The following is an 18,605-nucleotide window of genomic DNA, read 5'->3' as shown; positions in this document are numbered from 1 at the left end:
AAATTCGTAAAGACGCCCGATGGCCTTCAGTTATTGAGTTGTAGGGGGAATACGGAAGTGAAGAGTCCATTCATCTCGGTTATCATGCCTGTATACAATGGGGAGAGTTTCGTAGCGGAGGCTGTGGAGAGTGTGTTGAGTCAGACCTTTACGGATTTCGAAATGATTATTATCAACGATGCTTCTACGGACCGTACGGCCGATATCCTTGAAGCTTATCAGGATCCTCGTATTGTGGTGGTTCATAATAAAGCTAATTTGAGGGTTGCTTCTTCCCTAAACAAAGGAATTCTTTTGGCCAAAGGCACCTACATTGTTCGGATGGACGCAGACGATAGATGTATGCCCGAGCGCTTTGCAAAGCAGGTGGCTTTCATGGAGAGGAATCCTGATTGCGCAGTGTGCTCTTCCTCCGTGAGGATCATGGGGAGCAATCGCATTGTTTCCTTTCCAATGAATCATGAGGAAATCTCAAGCCATCTGGTTTTCTATTGCTGCATCGCACACCCTACCGTTATGTTGCGTAAAGAAGCTATTTTTGAGTTTTCGTTGCTATACTCTGCCAATATGAAGGAAGCAGAAGACTATGAACTTTGGACGAGGGCTTCCAGATTGGTGGACATGCATGTCCTTGAAGAACCATTACTTGAATATCGTCTTCATCCTAATCAAGCAACGGTGAGAGGGTTTCAAGAGATGAATCGTTTGGTTGATCAAATCAGGAAGCAGCAACTTCTAAGATTGGATGTTGTCCCGACCGATGACGAATATCGCGTTCATCGTCTGGTCTGCGATGGAGCAGCTGCGGTCTATCAATCTACTACGCCTGCGGTAACAGCGGACTATTCGGCTGTCCAGCAGTGGATTAAGCATCTCATCGAGCGTAATCGGATGAAGAAAGTCTTCGATCTTTCAAGCTTTGAAGATTTTTTACTGGCATACAGCCAACGGGCGAAAATTGCGCATGAACGTTTGGATAAGCTAAAAGAAGTGAGTTCCAGCAGAGTTGTTTGGATATGGGGGACAGGAGCTAACGCGGGGGTTACGTTGGAGACACTCCAGAAGTACGGTGTAGACATCGGTGGATTCATCGATAATAATTCCACCAAGTGGGGAACTCTTTTTGAAGGATTGCCTGTGGTTGAGCCAACAAAGGTGACTTCAAACGCGTATGTGCTGATTTGCTCTATGTATAGTCGCGAAATTTCGAAGCAGTTAAACGATATGGGCTTTGAAGTACATACGGATTTTTTACCTGAAATATAGTCGAACGAACGAAAGGGGAGCTCAAGCAAGCTATGAAAATAGCCTACGTATTTCCCCGAATGGGCGGAGGCGTTCAGCAATATGTGAATACGCTCACTTCATCGTTAGTTGAACAATTCGATCACATTGAAATTCATCATATTTTTGCGGAGTACTGGGATGCTGCCGGGCCAGAAACGTTTGGACATACTTCGGTCTTTTATCACGAAATGAAGCTGCCTGCATCGGCTAGTTTGCTGTACGATGCGTCCGAGGACTGCATTCAAACCCAGGTGGAGGCAGAGTTTGTAACACTTTTGGATGAGATTGATCCGGATATCGTACATTTTCAGCATGTAGCGGGTCTGGGAGCTTCTTTGATCGGCTTAGCGAAGCAAAAAGGGATGGCGACATTCTGGACGCTGCACGATTATTGGAGCATTTGTCCGCGTTTCTTTTTATTGAAGCACGATTTGAGTTATTGCGAAGGACCGAATCAGGGGGCTAGCTGTTTTCCATGCCTGCACGGTACCGAGCAAGCCTGTGCTGGTGCAGAACAGCAAAAATATTTAGAGCGCTATCGGTTCATTAAATCCATCATGATCGAAAAAACCGATCAAATCATTACCGTGTCCGATTCGGTTCGGGACAAACTGATCGCCGAAGGTATACCGGAGGCGAAAATCCGTACAGTATACCCTGGAGTTCGGTCCTTCACACCTGTGCCAAAGCCTCGTAAAAAAGATCCAACGACGATCACGTTCGGATACTTAGGGCAACTTTCCACGCATAAGGGAGCACATGTGCTGATTGATGCTTTTCAGCAACTGCCGCATCCGGAATCGCATCGTTTGCTGCTATACGGCGGAATTGATCGCATGTACAAGGAAACACTCATGAAGCTCATTGCCGGCCGTACGAATATCGACTTAAAAGGAGCTTATCAAAGCAACCAACTATCGGACATTTTGGCTGAGATGGATGTGCTTGTAGTCCCATCCGTTTGCCCGGAAACGGCTACGCTAGTTACGCAGGAAGCACTCATGAGTGGTACGCCAGTCATCGGATCAAATATCGGAGGTATTCCTGAATTTATAAAAGAGGAGTATGGCGCTTTATTTGAAGCTGGAAACAGTGAAGCCCTTGCCAAGATCTTAACTCTAATCACTGAGAATCCGGCTATCCTTCAGTCCTGGAGTAACCATATCCCTGCACTAACTTATTTGCAGGATATGACCAGTAGCATGTACGCGATGTATGAGGAGAAGAGCCGCCAGCGTCGCCGAAAAAGACCCCTTCATAGGGGGCATTTCAACATTTTACACCCTGCGGATAGGGCTTATATGCGCGGCATGTTCTTTACGAGACAGGTCAGTGAAGCGGCGGGCTTTTTTCGCAGGCACGATTATGAACGAATAGGGATATTCGGTTCGGGATTAGCGGGTCGGCAGGCGGCGGAATTTTGGAGGCAGCAGGGGTTAACAATCCCCTTATTGCTCGATAATAATCAGGCCAAGTGGGGGACGTTGTGTCAAGAGATTCCTGTCGTAAACCCGGAACTTTTGTATGAACAACAGGACGCGCTGGATGTGGTCATAATTATTTCGGAATGGGAATCGTCGATCATGGAGCAGCTCAAATCAATGAATCTCAGAATTCCAATACTTGGTTTTTATAGCTTTGCTGGAGAAGGAGGCGGCGTGTTGTGACATCCTTAGAACAGGACGCAGGCAGTCCAAAGGAACATAACGGCTTGTGGTTGGAGGATGAATTTTTGGCGCCATGGGCCGACCGATGGAATCAGCTCGAGGTCATAAGCTTCGATATCTTCGACACCATTGTATTCCGCGGATTTAACAACCCAGAGGAGGTGTTTCTGGAGGTTGGCCGGAAGGCGTTAGAACTCGGTTATTTGCGTGCGGGACTAACAGCGTATGAATTTCAGCAATTGCGTATTCTGGCCGAACAGCATTCTCGTATTGTAAAAAGGCAAAGACAGGGTACGATAGAGGTTACATTGGAAGAAATCTATGCGTCCCTTCCCCCTCATACAGGGCAAATTCACAAACTGTTAGAACTGGAACTGGATGTGGAGAAAAATGCTACGATGCTTAACCCCAGTGTTGAGTCACTGGTTTATTATTTGAGCAGCAAGCAAAAAGTGATTGTCCTTGTATCCGATATGTATCTAAGCGAAGATCAGATTCGGGGACTGCTAGCGGCGAATAGTTTTCCTGTTAACATGGTGGACCACATTTTCGTTTCCAGCGAATATGGTGTGAATAAGTCCTCGAGCCTGCTATTCGAGAAACTGCTGAAGAAATATCCGCAAACCGATAAAAGCCGGATCGTCCATATCGGAGACAATAGGGTATCGGATGTTCAAGGAGCTGAGCAGGCCGGAATTCTAGCGATTCATTACGGCGTGATCCCAGTTTCGTTCCACAGCTCTATTAAGTGGGAAGAAGTGCGACACGAAAGCCTACTGCCCCGCCTGAGAGCGATGCGGCAGCTCGCTTCATGTCTAAATGCTTCCTGTGAAGAGGCATATAAGTTCTGGTTTAAATTCGGCGCGAGCATCCTGGGACCGTTCTTAACGGGGTTGTGCGAGTGGACTCTGCGAATTTGCGTAACGGAGGGGCATCAAGCCGTATACCCTTTAATGCGCGAAGGTGCGCTACTAAGTGAACTGCTGATGAATAGCTCCAAGCACAAAGGGTTTCCGTTGCATATCGCTCCACTATATGTTTCACGGGCCTCCACTTTTTTTGCAGGCATCAAGGAAATTAACGAAAAAGAGCTCGACTTCCTGTTTCAGAGAAGGCACGTGACGGTTGGACAACTGCTGGAGCCATTCGGATTGATCGACGCCCATGAGTTCGCAGCCTACCGGGAATACTTTCACTTGAATGCGGATGAGACGAAGGATATTACACTGCAGGAAGGCGGCACGTTAAAGCATCATTTGTTAAACATACTAACGAGGGAGCCTGCCAAACAGAAGGTTCAAGCATTTATTAATAAATCCAGGGCGCTATTGGTTTCCTATCTTCAAGGTACGGTAGGATCCTTTCAGGATATGGTGACCATTGATATGGGGATTTACGGTACCATTCAGAAATCTTTGGATGCTGCACTGAGTCAGGCGGGCGTAGGGTATCGGACAACTCATCTATTGGCGATGGGCGGAGACTTGAATAGAAATTTGCTGTTTCAAGGCATGGACATTCGAGGGTATGCTGGGAACGCTGGAGAGCATTTCGCGATGATTCGGACAATTGCGCGAAGCCCTGAAGTACTGGAAGAACTACTGATGATAGGGGAGGAGGGTTCGACGCTCAGTTACCGGGACAATGGGAACGGTACCGCTCTTCCCGTCACTGCTGAGCGCTCGTCTTCGGAAGAAGAGCATAAGCAGAAGCTGGTCTGCCGTGATGGTATTGTTGCTTTTCAAAAGCTTTATTTCAAGATGTCGGCCTCCAGTGCTGCTATTAATGAAGAAGATTTTCTTAACGGTGCGGAGATGTGTAAAATCATTCAGAGAGTCATGGAGATGCCCACGTATGAAGAAGCTCAACAGCTAGGCTCTTTGAAATATGATGAAAACTTCGGGAGCCGGACATTAAACTCGATTTGCAACGTGCAGGATCAACAACTGCTAGAGCAGTTGGGCGTAGAACGATTCTTAGAATTTAGCCGTCATGGGTGGAAGCACAGCAAGGTTTACTGGCCACAAGGCGTGGTAACAAGGTCTGCGCCGCTGTATATTCTCCAGAAACATCTGAAGGTGTCCTCGTCCCACAGTTATCTGGTGGATCTCAGCGATCTAGTGGTCGAAATCGTTCGTCAAGGGATAGGCACTATCATGATTTATGGGGCTGGGGATGCAGGACAGACGCTGATGCAATTAGCCAAGCTGCACGGGCTTGCAGTTGCCGGTTTTGTCGATAAAAAGCTGTCCTTGTGGGGGCAAAGAATCCAGGAAGTTGAAGTGTTTTCGCTTGAGCGGGCTGTTGCAGGTGACATTCATGTTTTTGCCATCGGCTCGATCGCGTTTTACAAAGAAATTCGCAATGAGATTATTCGCTGTTACCAAGCCAATGACAAGGAGCCGCCGCTTATTTTTGCAGTCAATATATGAGAAGATTGGGGGAAACCGATATGTCAGCAAGAGTAGCTGTTGTTATCTGCAACTGGAATAAAAAGGAATATGTTCTGCGATGTCTAGACTCCCTTCAAAAATCGACTTATCGTGATATCGACATTATGGTTGTCGATAATGCATCCTCGGATGGTTCAGCCGAAGCGATAAGAGCACAATTCGGGAATCAAGTTACCTTGCTTGTTAATGAACGCAATCTGGGGGGCTCCGGCGGGTTTAATACAGGGCTGCGTCAGGCCCTTTCCGGCTCGTATACATATATTTATTTACTGGATAACGATGTCATGGTTGACGCTGCCGCACTGCAGGAACTGGTCAGCTATATGGAGGATCATGAGGATGTAGCTGCTGTAGGGTCCAAGCTGTTTGTTCTGGATCGGCCGTATGAAATTCAAGAGATGGGCGCCTCAATTGATTGGGAGCGGTTCAATGTTAATCCTCACTATAAAGGAGCTGTCGACAACGGTACTTTGCCGGAAATAGTCGAATGTGACTATGTACCCGCATGCTCTGTGCTCATCCGCTCCGAGGTCATTCGCCAGGTTGGTCTGTTGGACGAGCAGTGTTTTATTTATTGGGATGACATTGAGTGGTTCTACCGCATGAAGTTGGCCGGTTATCGGGTCGTTGCGAACGGCAAATCGAAGGTGTGGCATAAAATGGGCGCAGCCAACAGAACGAGCACCTTTCCAACGTACTATTTTTGGAGAAATCGGATTCGCTTCTTCGTCAAGTATACGCATGAATCTTCCCGGTCCTATTTTGTGGACAGGCTATTCGATGATATGTTTCGGGCTGTATACTTTTCTAATTATAAAGGTCAGCTGCAGACCGCACGAACCGTGCTACTTGCTGTTGAAGACGCCATTGGAGGGATTAGCGGCAAAGCCTTGGAAGGTCGTGTCGTCCAGCGTGAGCCGCTGGAGGAGACATTTAACCGGATCATTCAGGAGCAACACCGCATTGCTATCAAAGATAACGCACACATGAACCACCTGAGAGATATCTTTGACCGGATCGTACAAGTGAATCCTTCAGCACAAATTGTATTGATAGCAGGAAAGCATGAACCGGAGCTGTTAAAAGGCCAGTTTAATTGTGGAATCTATACTGAATCTGCACCTGCTTCAGGTTACTTTATATGTGAAGCCTGCGATCATATTGTCGAAGTCCGAAATCAATTAGAACGTTCCGTTGACCTCTATGTGGACGGTTATTTCAATACAGCACATACAGATCAGGATATGCAGAGCCTACGAGGCTTTGATTCTGCGCTCAACGTTTATTTAAATATTTATAAGCCAGTCTTGGACATAAAAATCAAAGAATTGCACACTATCATGAGTTCTTAATGATGTAGCAGGAGGCGAACCCATGAACCCAAAAGTATCCATCGTCATGCTTTGCTGGAACCGCAAAGACGATGTGCGGGAGAGCCTGTCTCGCATACGCGATATCGAATACCGAGATTATGAGCTTCTTGTCGTAGACAACGGCTCCACAGACGGCACACAGGAAATGGTTGAGGCTGATTTTCCAGAAGCCAAGCTTATTCGCATGTCCCATAATGTGGGGATCGAGGCCTATAACGTAGGCTTTGAGAAAGCCCTCGGCGAGTATCTTGTCATCATTGATGATGACTCCTTCCCAGCGTCACGGGCTATTTCCCGAATGGTAGAGAAGTTTGAGAGAGATCCGAAACTGGGTGTAGTTGCTTTCGATGTGCGTAACTTTTTTCATTATGATGATATTAAGAATTTGGAAGAAAAAACCGAAGATAGTAATAGAAGCGCTGATTCAGATAAGTATGTAATGTCCTATAACGGTGCCGGGGTCGGTATCCGAAGGGAGTTATTTCGTCAAGTGGGATATTATCCAGAGGAGTTTTTTCTGTATAACAATGAACTTGATTCCGCATTTCGCATCTGGGACGCAGGCTATAAGATCGAATTCTATGCTGATATTGTAGCCTATCATAAATATTCGCCAAAGAATCGAGCCTCGTGGAGAGCGCCGTATTTTTACACAAGGAATGCCTTTTGGCTCGTTTGGAAAAACTATCCGATAGGCGAAGCTCTGACAACAACAGGGCAACTGATGTATCGGTGTTTCTATGCCACATTTGAGCAGAGGACGAATGTTTATTTGAAGGCTATGTTCGATGCATTCAGAAAGATTAATGTGCTTAGTGGTAAGAGAAAAGCCGTGCAGCCGTACATTGTCGAGAATCTGCGTGTACCTCTGGATGTGTTTTTTACCTTTTATCGTTAAGAAGGAGGAGCACTTGATTTGAGTAGACATGTAAAGTCAGCACTGATTGTGCGTTCCGCCAGCTTTCAACAGTTAGACAAGAATCTGCCGGAACTCGAAGCATTTTTTCCGGAGCATGAGTTCAGTATGTTGACTCATGAGCACGGAGTTCAGCTTGCTGAGAAGTATAAAGTCATTAAGCATATTTATGTCTATCCTTACAAAGCGAGTTTTAGTTATTGGCGAAAATTCAAAGCAGCCAATCTGCCGAGTGTTGACGCAGTGATCGTACCTGTAGCCAATATAACGGGCGCGGGTTTTTTTAACGTACTTCTTTTTTCTTTATCTATTAGGGCGAAGAAGCGATACCTTTGTAATATGATCTCGGAAATCAAGGAGTTCTCGGTTGTCTCTGTATTGTTAGAGGGTGTACTGAATTTATTGTACAAATTGCTTGCCGCGTTGTTTTCATTGCTCGTGATGATTCCGACGGTGCTTTTGCTCCTTGTATTTTTAAAGAAAATAGATAAGAAAACTTGAACCGGAGGTTGTACTCATGTTTGACTATATCATTGTAGGCGCAGGTTTTTCCGGTTCTGTTATAGCTGAACGGATCGCTAACGTGTTACATAAGAAAGTGCTTATCATCGAAAAGCGCAATCATATCGGCGGAAACGCTTTCGACCGGTTTAACCAAGAAGGTTTGATGATCCATCAATATGGACCGCATATTTTTCATACAAAATTGAAGTACATATGGGATTACGTATCACAATTTGCGGAGTGGCATTACTATCATCATCGGGTATTGGCGAGCATTGATGGCCAGCAGGTTTCAATTCCGTTCAACCTACAGGCATTACAGGATTTGCTGCCAAGCGGGCTTGCTCAAGAACTCGAAGACAAGCTGGTTCGACAATTTGGACATGGAGTGAAAGTGCCTATTCTGAAGCTGCGGGAAACGGAAGACCGGGATCTTCGATGGCTAGCTGAGTTTATTTATGAAAAGGTCTTCCTTCACTATACGACGAAGCAATGGGGGATGACACCGGAAGAACTGGATCCAATGGTAACGGGGCGTGTTCCTGTATTTATATCGAAAGACGACAGGTACTTCCAGGATGCTTATCAGGGTATGCCGAAGCTTGGTTATACGGCTGTATTCGAGGGTATGCTACGGCATTCGAACATTAAGATCATGTTAAATACAGATTATAAGGAATTGCTGGAAGTTGATTCGGGTACGCAAAGTATTCGTTTTATGGGTCGAGCATTTGAAGGGCAATTGATCTACACCGGCAAGATCGATGAACTCTTTAACTACGAGTATGGAGAACTGCCTTACCGCTCCCTGCGCTTCGAATTTGAGACGTTGCAGCAGGAGAAGTTTCAGAACACCGGCACTGTGAACTACCCGAATGAATACGATTTTACTCGGATTACGGAGTTCAAACATTTAACTGGGCAAAAGCATCCATATACGGCGATTGTTCGCGAATATCCGCAAGCATATGATCGTCAGAGAACAGGACAAGACGTGCCCTATTATCCGATTCCTAAGAGTGAGAATCAGGAACGTTACAGCCAGTATGTCCAAAAGGCGAAACAAATGAGCCAGCTGATTTTGTTAGGGCGATTAGCCGAATACAAGTATTATGACATGGATGCGTGTATTGCCAAGGCGCTAAAAGTGTTCGAAGACCGAATTGCTGGACGACAGGAGAATTGAATTCAATGAAAACGATTCTGATCATACAAGCCCGAATGGGATCCTCCCGGCTTCCTGGGAAAATACTGTTTCCATTAGGGGAAACTGTTGTTCTCGATTATGTTGTATCCCGATGCAAGCAGATCGATCAACTGTATGATGTTATAGTGGCAACCTCAACGCTAGAGCAGGACGACGCCATCGCCGAATGGTGCGCCGCTACCCAAACGACATGCTTTCGTGGTTCGGAGGGCGATGTTCTGTCAAGGTATTATGAATGTGCCAAGACGTACATCCCTGATTATGTAATCAGAGTGACAAGCGATTGCCCGTTCATCGATCATGAAATAGCCTCGGAGCTTATCAAAATAATGGCGAGTGGTCCATCTGATCTGATAACGCTCGAAGGTGAGTTGCCACGGGGATTATGGAGTGAAATGGTGTCCTTTAAGGCTTTGGAATATATGTACAAACATGGCCAAGAACCTCGGCATAGGGAGCATGTGACGTACTATGCCTATGAGCATACAGATCAATTTCAAACAGCGCATTATCGAGTCTCTGATTCCATGCGGCATCCGGAGCTTCGAATCACATTGGATACCCCTGAAGACTATGCGATGCTTCAAAAAATTTCTGATCACTTTACTGGGGATCGTCTTATTTCTAGTAGACGAGTGGTAGAGTACTTGCTGGAACATCCCGAAGTAATAGCGCTAAATGCTCATATTCAACAGAAGCCCGTTTTGTAAGATTGCACAAGTGCTGACCAGTGCACGAAGGGCTTTTTTTCAGGAGGTACCTATGAAATACCGTTGCTTAACGAACCAAGAATTCATATACGGGGACTACCAGATAGTGCCGCTTCGCGAGCAAGACATCTTTCATATCAAGCAGTGGAGAAACGAGCAAATTACAGTGCTGCGTCAAAAGCGCTTGCTGACGAACGAAGATCAGCTTCGCTATTACCGTAACGCTGTAAGTCCGACTTTTGAAGTGGAACAGCCCTCCATTGTGTTGTTCAGTTATTTGCTTCAAAATGACTGTATTGGATATGGCGGATTGACGAATATCGATTGGGAATCAAAACGGGCGGAAATTTCTTTTTTGCTGAATACGAAACGGATCTCGGATCCAGATATATACAAGAAGGATTTCCAGTCGTTTTTGACTCTCATGAAAAAGGTTGCCTTTGATGAACTGCGATGGAACCGCCTTTTTACAGAGACCTATGATATACGACCTCATCATATTCGCATATTGGAGGAGAGCGGGTTTCAGTTTGAGGGACGAATGAGACAACATGTGCTGATTGACGGGGACTGGGTGGACTCTTTACTTCATGGTTGTTTAAAGGAGAGTTGGCATGCTTAAAGGGAAAAAAGTGTTTATTAGCGGTGGAGCTGGCGTCATCGGGCGAGCGCTGGTATCTAAATTGCTGGAAGCAGGCTGTGAGCTGTTTGTAGGTGATCTTCAGCCGAGACCCGCTAGCTGGAGCCCTGCTATTCGCTACCGTCAGGGGGATTTGAATTATATATCTCGGGAGGAGCTCGACGATTTTTCGCCAGAGCTGTTTTTCCATTTAGCGGCAACTTTTGAGCGTTCGACGGAAACGTATGGCTTTTGGGATGAGAATTATGACCACAATGTTAAACTTAGCCACCATTTGATGACGTTAATGAAATCTTGCGCATCCGTGAAAAAGGTTGTCTTCGCCTCCAGCTATCTCATCTATGATCCGCATCTGTATAGCTTCCCGTCACCTGCGGAGCAGCCGGCAATGCTCGAAGAGTCTGCACCTATCCGTCCAAGGAATATGTGCGGCGCCGCCAAGCTGCTTCATGAAGTCGAGCTGGAGTTCTTGGGTCATTTCCGTGAGCACGATATGCAGACAGTCTGCGCCCGAATTTTCAGAAGCTATGGCAAAGGCTCGAGGGACATTATTTCTAGGTGGGTTCGTATGCTGCTGAAGGGTGAACCCATCACGGTTTATAAAAAAGAGGGTTTGTTCGATTATATATTTGCCGATGAAGTAGCGGAAGGGTTGCTTAAGCTTGCTGAGAAGCCGGTCACAGGTATAGTTAATTTAGGCAATGGTCGTGCGCGCCGCGTATCGGAAGTGGTGGATGTATTGAGGCGGCATTTCCCCTCGTTGGTGGTCATTGAGGGGGATCTGGATATCCCTTACGAAGGTTCTCAGGCGAATATGGAGTTATTCCATTCTCGAGTGGGGTGGGCGCCAACTCGACAAATTGAGGATACGATTCCAGAGATCATTGAATACGAGAAAGCTGCTGCAGTTGAAAGCAGAGATGTTGCTGCATCCACAGCTGGAAATATACTCATAACTTCCATTTCGAAAAAGGTGCCGCTGCTCCGTGCCGTGAAGTTGGCTATAAGTAAGCTTGGCGGCGATCGGCGACTCATCGGTGCTGATGTCGATCCTAACTGTTTAGGTCAGCACTTCGTTGATGATTTTTGGCTCATGCCAAGACTAAGCAAGCTTTCTATCGAGGAATTGATTACTTATTGCTCTAATCAAGGTATTGTATGTATTATCCCAACCCGCGATGGCGAGCTTGGTTACTTTGCATCGCACAAGGCTGCTCTGCAGGCTCATGGAATTTCCGTGATGGTATCAAATGCAGAAGCGGTAGAGTTATGTTTGGATAAACTGGCCTTCTATGAGAAGCTCCAAGCTTTGGGTTACCCAGTCATTCCAACAGCGTTATCCAATGGAGACATTGGGGCTGAGTGCCTGGTGGTTAAGGAGCGTTACGGAGCGGGTTCCCAATCCATAGGCTTGAACTTGGGGAAAGAAGAAGCGGTCTTGCATGCGAAAATGCTCAATGAGCCAGTTTTTCAGCCGTATATACCGGGTACTGAAGTATCGGTTGATCTATATGTGACCCGTGAATGTCACGCTAAAGGAGTCATTGTAAGAACCAGAGACTTGATCGTGTCAGGCGAATCACAAATCACCACCACAATCCGCAACGTAGCTCTTGAACAGCTTTGTTCCAAGCTGGCCCAAGAGCTCGGTCTATACGGACATGTCGTCATGCAAGTCATCATAGATGCCACCGGCCAGTTTCACATTATTGAATGCAACACTCGGTTTGGCGGTGCTTCAACACTAAGCATTGCTGCAGGATTGGATACCTTCTACTGGTTTCTGCTGGAGTCTGAAGGAAATAGCCTTGCATCTTACCCGTTTTTAAGATCAGCGGAAGAGAAGAAACAAATTCGCTACGCAGGCGATCTCATTTTATGAGTGTACTGGTATTCGATTTGGACGACACTTTGTACGATGAGTCAAGCTATGTGCGGAGCGGTTTCCAGGCTGTCGGCAATTGGCTGCATCAGGAGTATGGCATTGATCCAGAGCAGAGCTTAGTATATATGATGCAGGTACTGAGTGAAAAAGGCCGTGGACAAGTGTTTGACAACGTCCTTCGCCAAATCGGGCATTATTCTAAGAAAAATGTCCAGCAGTGCTTATCAGTTTATCGTGGACATAAGCCGAATCTTACTCTTCATGAGGACGCTGTTCGCTGTCTTGAAGCCTTTAAAGAATATCCCATGTACATCGTCACCGATGGAAACAAACTGGTTCAACAAAGAAAACTAGAGTCCCTTGGACTAATGAGCCATCCTGCCATAAAAAAATGTTTTATCTCCAGAAGATTCGGGTTACATAATGAGAAGCCTTCACCGTACTGTTTTCATCAGATAAGCCGGCTAGAGGGCATCGGTCCTTCTGATATTGCATACGTTGGAGATAACCCAAATAAGGACTTCGTGGGAATCAAGCCCTTAGGTTTTCACACGGTTAGAATTCGTAGGGGGCCTTTCGCGATTTGCAGAAGCCGCAGGAATACGAAGCGGAATGTGTCATCGATAGTCTGGATGAGCTGTGGGAGCTACGTCATCAGATTTTTACATAAGGAGTGAAACATATGGAATTTCAAATTGGCACCCAATGGGTCGGCCGCAATCATCGACCTTTTATTATCGCTGAGATGTCAGGCAATCATAATCAGTCATTAGAGCGTGCGTTGCAGATTGTTGAAGCCGCGGCCGAGGCAGGGGCCCATGCCATTAAGCTGCAGACGTATACGGCAGATACAATGACGCTGGATATTAATAAAGGGGAATTTTTATTGACGACCCTAACAATCTGTGGGAAGGCAACTCTTTATATAATTTGTACAAGCTGGCTTATACCCCATGGGAATGGCACAAGCCTATTTTTGATCGCTGCAAGGAGCTTGGTATGCTAGCCTTTAGTACACCGTTTGACGAAACGGCTGTAGATTTTCTTGAGTCCCTAGACGTGCCGTGCTATAAAATCGCTTCTTTTGAAAATGGGGATCTTCCCCTTATTCGTAAGGCTGCCGCTACGGGGAAGCCGCTAATCGTATCTACAGGGATGGCAACAATTGCAGAGCTTGATGAATTAGTACGCGCTGCCCGTGAAGCGGGATGTTCGGATTTGGTACTGCTAAAGTGCACAAGCTCGTATCCATCGTCTCCGCTTGATTCACACATACTGACATTGCCGCACATGAGAGAATTATTTCAATGTGAAGTCGGTCTGTCGGATCACACATTTGGAATTGGCGTATCTGTTGCCAGTGTAGCCTTAGGGGCTACAGTAATTGAAAAGCATTTCACTCTCGATCGTGCAGATGGAGGCGTTGATTCCGTATTCTCCATGGAGCCAGAGGAAATGAAGGCGCTGGTCATAGAGACAGAGCGTGCTTGGCAAGCGCTGGGGCAAATTAGCTATGGTCCGCTTGTCAAGGAACAAGCATCTATGAAACATCGACGTTCTCTGTATGTTGCGGAGGATATGCAGCCGGGGGATGTATTTACAGCTAAGAATGTAAGGGCAATTCGGCCGGGTCATGGTTTGGCACCGAAATATTATGACATTATTATAGGCAAGCAGGCAAAAACAGCTATTAAGAAAGGAACTCCATTATCATGGGATCACATATAACTTCAGATCAGAGGGTTCTCGTTACAGGCGGAGCGGGTTTTATCGGTCGATGGGTGGTAAAGAGGTTGCTAGAGGACGGCCAGCAGGTATGGGTGTTGGATGATTTATCGAACGGCGTCGAGGAGAACCTGGAAGAGTTTAAGACACATGCCAATTTTATAAAGTTTATTCAGGGGGATATCAAAGAAGAAGCCCTGTTGGAATCTTTGTTTGCTGAAGTTTCCTTTGATATTTGCTATCACTTGGGAGCTTCCATCAACGTTCAGGATTCCATCGATGACCCGCGGACCACGTTCAATAATGATACGCTAGGTACGTTTTATGTATTGGAGCAGTGCCGCAAGCATCAGACGAAGATTGTTTTTATGAGTACTTGTATGGTCTATGATCAGTGTACGGATGAGACGGGTATTAGCGAGCTTCACCCCATTAAACCGGCATCGCCTTACGCAGGGTCTAAAATTGCTGCAGAAAATATGGTCTTGTCCTACTATTATGCATATGGTTTGCCTGCTGTCGTCATACGTCCGTTTAATACTTACGGTCCTTTCCAAAAATCCGGCGGCGAAGGTGGAGTCGTAGCAATCTTCATCAAACAGAAATTAGCTGGCAAAGAAGTTCATATCTACGGTGAAGGTACACAAACACGCGATTTACTTTTCGTAGAGGATTGCGCTAGATTCGTAGTTATGGCCGGGTATGCTACTGAAGTAGATGGACAGATTGTGAATGCAGGGTTAGGTAGGGATATAACAATTAACGATCTGGCTAAGCTAATTGTTGGAGACGAGTCCAAAATCCACCATGTGAAGCATATTCATCCCCAAAGCGAAATTCAAAAGCTTCTTTGCAACTTTAATAAAGCGAAGCAGCTGTTGGGCTGGGAGCCTTTGGTTACACTTGAAGAAGGCATTGTTAGAACAGAAGCGTGGATGAAGCATTAATACTCATAACTAAGGAGGCAAGATAGAGCCATGTTAGCAATTGAAGGCGGACGACCTGTTCGTGATGAATTCTTGCCTTACGGCATGCAGTGGATTGATGAAGAAGATATAGCGTTAGTTGTAGAAACGTTAAGGGGGCCCTTGATTACACAAGGCCCCCTTATTGCCAAGTTCGAGCAGGCTGTTGCTGAGTTTGTCGGAGCGAAATATGCCGTTGCCTTTTGCAACGGAACAGCAGCCTTGCATGGTGCTTGCTTCGCAGCTGGTATTGGACCCGGAGATGAGGTTATTACCACACCGATTACATTTGCTGCAAGTGCAAATTGCGTACTCTACATGGGCGGTAAACCGATTTTCGCGGATATTAATCCTGAGACTTACAATATTGACCCTGGACAGATTCACACTCACATTACACCCCGTACTAAGGCAATTATCCCCGTGGATTTCACAGGTCAACCCGTAGATATGGATGAAATTTATGGTTTAGCAAAGGCACATGGGCTCACGATCATTCAAGACGCAGCACACTCGCTAGGGGCCCTCTATAAAGGGCGTAATGTCGGTACGCTTGCAGATATGACGATGTTTAGCTTCCATCCGGTGAAGCATATTACAACGGGTGAAGGCGGCATCATTGTAACAGATTCTGAGAAGTACGCGGACAAGTTGCGTCTTTTTCGTTCCCACGGGATTACCAGAGAAAACATGCTTAAAGATGAGGGACCTTGGTATTATGAGATGCAGGAACTGGGGTACAACTATCGCATAACCGACCTGCAAGCGGCACTCGGAATTTCACAACTCGAGAAGCTTCCTATGTTTCTGGAAAAAAGAAGGTCGATAGCTGAGGCTTATGATGCTGGATTCAAGGATATGGAGGAAGTCGATACACCCTATCAATTACCTAATACGCAGTCATCTTGGCACTTGTACATGCTGCGATTCAACATAGAGCTTCTTACGGCAACACGCCGGCAATTGTTTGAGGCGCTAAGAGCCGAGAACATTGGTGTACACGTACATTATATACCTGTTTATCTGCATCCCTATTATCAGCAGCTTGGGTACACGACAGGCCTCTGTCCACGGGCGGAGAAGTGGTACGGAGAGGTATTGACCTTGCCGATATTTCCGAGAATGTCGGCGAAGGATTTCCAGGATGTAATAGATGCAGTAAAGAAGGTAATCCGTCGTTACCGAAAATAATATTTTGTGAAATGTCGAAAATATTTATAAAAATTAAGCCCCTCTTAGCCGATATAGATATATATGAACAGAAGGTGATGGAGGGGTTACCGTGAACACAAGTAAGATAACAGGCAGCTCATGGAATACAGGGGTGGAGCGGGTTGCTTTTCAAGCAGACAACAACTCTTCGGCGGATTACGATGTTGCCAATACTAACGGCGTTTCCGGAGATGCTCAGGTCAAGATAAGCGCAAATAATGCAGGCGATTCGGCACTTAGTGATGAGCAAAAAAAGAAAGAATTAGATCGTGCAATTAAAGCAATTCAAGGTGCATCGGTATCACTTGAAATGTCTGTCCACAAGGAAACAAAAGAAATTATGGTGAAGGTCATGAATAAAGAAACAGGTGAAGTTATTCGAGAAATCCCTTCCGAAAAGACGCTCGATATGATCGCTAAATTAATGAAAAATGCCGGGATCATTATCGATGAACGTAGATAGATGATTTTAAGGAGAGAGGAGTGAAGAAATGACAACTCGAATTACAGGAGCTGTATCCGGATTAGATACGGATTCGTTAGTTAAATCAGAAATGCAGCCGCTGCAAACTAAGCTGGATACGTTGAATCAAACGAAGCAGACCGTGACTTGGCAGCGCGATGCTTACAAGGAAATGAATGCGAAAATCCTGGATTTCAGGAACAATAAGCTCACTACGTTTAAAACGGACACTGTGCTTCGTGCTCGCAAAGCCGAGGTCACAGGTGATACTGATGCGGTAAAGGTTACAACGAACGGAGGAGCCGCTACAGGAAGTATGACAATAAAGGCAATGCAATTAGCCACGGGGGCCGCATTGAAGAGCAGCAACTCCATTGTGAAGTCAGGGAGTACACTCGACACTAAATCAACGCTTACTAGTCAACAAGCTAAACTGCAGGGCGGATCTAGCATGCAAAGCACCTACACGTTTAGCGTGAACGGGACTTCCATTACGGTCGACACGGCAAAAGATTCACTCTCTGATGTGATAAGCAGAATTAACAAGCAAACTAATGTAACGGCGTATTACGACTCCGGAACAGGAAATATGTCGTTCACTTCTAAAGATGCAGGGGATACATCGAAGGTTGAAATAACCAACGATTCCAAGGACTTTTTCAAAAATATTCTTCAGACTGATACTAGTACCGACACAGCAACGAACACACAATATTCAAAAGGCCAAAATGCTATAGTGGAGATTAATGGTATTAAAACTACCAGAACAAGCAACACATTTACCGAAAATGGGATAAACGTCACGCTCAATAAAGTGAGTGAACTTACGGATTCCACTCAAGCAGGTTCAACGGATCCACAGTATTATCAAGCTTCGACGATCACGGTTACTCCGGATTCGGATAGTATCGTGAGCGCGATCAAAGATTTCGTTACGCAGTATAATGATGTGTTAAAAACTTTAGAAGACAAAGTAGATGAAACTCGTTATCGTGATTACAAGCCACTGACATCGGATCAGCAAGAAGCGATGAACGAAACGCAAATCAACCAGTGGAATGAGAAGGCGATGAGTGGCTTGCTCCGCAATGACTCGATCTTGACAAGTGCGGTCAACAAGATGAGAAACGCCGCGAGTTCAATTGTCGGAACGGGCAGTAAATATAATACATTGGCCTCTATCGGTATTACGGCCGGGGATTATACGGAGAAGGGTAAGCTCTACGTAGATGAGGATAAACTGAAGGCGGCTATTGAGGCCAATCCGGACTCTGTCGCAGATATTTTCAGTCAGAAGGCAAGCTCTACCTCCACGAACGTGACGGATAACGGATTTGCGACCAGAATGTACGATGATTTGTACAACACGATGAAAGATCTGTCAACTCGTGCAGGTACATCAGCATTCTCCGCTTCGACTTTAAAGAGCGACAGTACGCTGGGGAAACAATTAAGCAACCTAGAGACGCAAATCGATGATCAGGAAGATAAAATGAATGACTACGAGGACAGGTTATATTTGAAATATTCCCGAATGGAATCTGCACTTAGTACGCTGCAGTCTCAGTCGTCTGCCCTTACTTCTTTGAAATAGTTTT

At 45.8% G+C, this 18,605-nt stretch carries 15 protein-coding genes and 1 pseudogene; all 16 read left to right on the top strand.

What is annotated here, in order from left to right; translation table 11 throughout:
- Positions 1 to 57: 57 nt before the first annotated feature.
- The 16 genes and pseudogenes from L0M14_RS27350 to fliD all read left to right on the top strand — a co-directional run bounded on the left by L0M14_RS27350 (position 58) and on the right by fliD (position 18,601).
- Positions 58 to 1,266 carry a glycosyltransferase family 2 protein gene (locus tag L0M14_RS27350; RefSeq protein ID WP_235119545.1) on the top strand — a complete coding sequence of 403 codons (1,209 nt, stop codon included), beginning with the start codon at positions 58 to 60 and terminating at the stop codon, positions 1,264 to 1,266.
- Between the two features lie 32 nt (positions 1,267 to 1,298).
- Positions 1,299 to 2,954 carry a glycosyltransferase gene (locus L0M14_RS27345; RefSeq protein WP_235119544.1) on the top strand — a complete coding sequence of 552 codons (1,656 nt, stop codon included), beginning with the start codon at positions 1,299 to 1,301 and terminating at the stop codon, positions 2,952 to 2,954.
- Entirely contained in the window at positions 2,951 to 5,386 is a 2,436-nt protein-coding gene (locus tag L0M14_RS27340) for an HAD-IA family hydrolase (RefSeq protein WP_235119543.1), read from the top strand. The genes L0M14_RS27345 and L0M14_RS27340 overlap by 4 nt, the downstream gene beginning before the upstream one ends.
- 20 nt (positions 5,387 to 5,406) lie before the next feature.
- The gene (locus L0M14_RS27335; protein ID WP_235119542.1) at positions 5,407 to 6,759 is read left to right on the top strand and encodes a glycosyltransferase family 2 protein; all 1,353 of its coding nucleotides are present in this window, start codon (positions 5,407 to 5,409) and stop codon (positions 6,757 to 6,759) included.
- A gap of 22 nt (positions 6,760 to 6,781) precedes the next feature.
- Positions 6,782 to 7,678: a glycosyltransferase family 2 protein gene (locus tag L0M14_RS27330; protein WP_235119541.1), complete on the top strand. Its 897-nt coding sequence runs from the start codon at positions 6,782 to 6,784 to the stop codon at positions 7,676 to 7,678.
- Positions 7,679 to 7,696: 18 nt separating this feature from the next.
- On the top strand, positions 7,697 to 8,197 hold the full coding sequence (locus tag L0M14_RS27325; RefSeq protein ID WP_235119540.1) for a hypothetical protein: 501 nt from the start codon (positions 7,697 to 7,699) through the stop codon (positions 8,195 to 8,197).
- A gap of 16 nt (positions 8,198 to 8,213) precedes the next feature.
- Positions 8,214 to 9,386 (top strand): UDP-galactopyranose mutase, encoded by a 1,173-nt coding sequence (glf, locus tag L0M14_RS27320; protein ID WP_235119539.1) that lies wholly within the window; start codon positions 8,214 to 8,216, stop codon positions 9,384 to 9,386.
- Positions 9,387 to 9,391: 5 nt separating this feature from the next.
- Entirely contained in the window at positions 9,392 to 10,117 is a 726-nt protein-coding gene (locus tag L0M14_RS27315) for a glycosyltransferase family protein (protein ID WP_235119538.1), read from the top strand.
- Between the two features lie 52 nt (positions 10,118 to 10,169).
- Complete coding sequence (locus tag L0M14_RS27310) at positions 10,170 to 10,739, top strand: GNAT family N-acetyltransferase (RefSeq protein ID WP_235119537.1); 570 nt, start codon at positions 10,170 to 10,172, stop codon at positions 10,737 to 10,739.
- Entirely contained in the window at positions 10,732 to 12,639 is a 1,908-nt protein-coding gene (locus tag L0M14_RS31705) for an NAD-dependent epimerase/dehydratase family protein (protein WP_311198790.1), read from the top strand. Before L0M14_RS27310 ends, L0M14_RS31705 begins: the two co-directional genes overlap by 8 nt.
- The gene (locus L0M14_RS27295; RefSeq protein WP_235119536.1) at positions 12,636 to 13,319 is read left to right on the top strand and encodes an HAD family hydrolase; all 684 of its coding nucleotides are present in this window, start codon (positions 12,636 to 12,638) and stop codon (positions 13,317 to 13,319) included. Before L0M14_RS31705 ends, L0M14_RS27295 begins: the two co-directional genes overlap by 4 nt.
- Before the next feature lie 5 nt (positions 13,320 to 13,324).
- Positions 13,325 to 14,370: pseudogene (pseI, locus tag L0M14_RS27290) on the top strand (pseudaminic acid synthase).
- A complete protein-coding gene (locus L0M14_RS27285; RefSeq protein ID WP_235119535.1) occupies positions 14,355 to 15,314 on the top strand; it encodes a dTDP-glucose 4,6-dehydratase in 960 nt (319 codons plus the stop codon). The pseudogene pseI and the gene L0M14_RS27285 overlap by 16 nt, the downstream one beginning before the upstream one ends.
- 30 nt (positions 15,315 to 15,344) lie before the next feature.
- Positions 15,345 to 16,523, top strand: coding sequence for a UDP-4-amino-4,6-dideoxy-N-acetyl-beta-L-altrosamine transaminase (gene pseC, locus L0M14_RS27280; protein WP_235119534.1), 1,179 nt, complete (start codon positions 15,345 to 15,347; stop codon positions 16,521 to 16,523).
- A gap of 91 nt (positions 16,524 to 16,614) precedes the next feature.
- On the top strand, positions 16,615 to 17,007 hold the full coding sequence (locus L0M14_RS27275; protein ID WP_235119533.1) for a flagellar protein FlaG: 393 nt from the start codon (positions 16,615 to 16,617) through the stop codon (positions 17,005 to 17,007).
- A 28-nt stretch (positions 17,008 to 17,035) separates the two neighbouring features.
- Positions 17,036 to 18,601 (top strand): flagellar filament capping protein FliD, encoded by a 1,566-nt coding sequence (fliD, locus tag L0M14_RS27270; RefSeq protein ID WP_235119532.1) that lies wholly within the window; start codon positions 17,036 to 17,038, stop codon positions 18,599 to 18,601.
- Positions 18,602 to 18,605 lie beyond the last annotated feature (4 nt).

This window comes from Paenibacillus hexagrammi, from assembly GCF_021513275.1.
GTDB lineage: Bacteria > Bacillota > Bacilli > Paenibacillales > NBRC-103111 > Paenibacillus_E > Paenibacillus_E hexagrammi.
The sequence above is the reverse complement of the archived record's forward strand: the minus strand, read 5'-3'. Positions and strand labels throughout refer to the sequence as shown.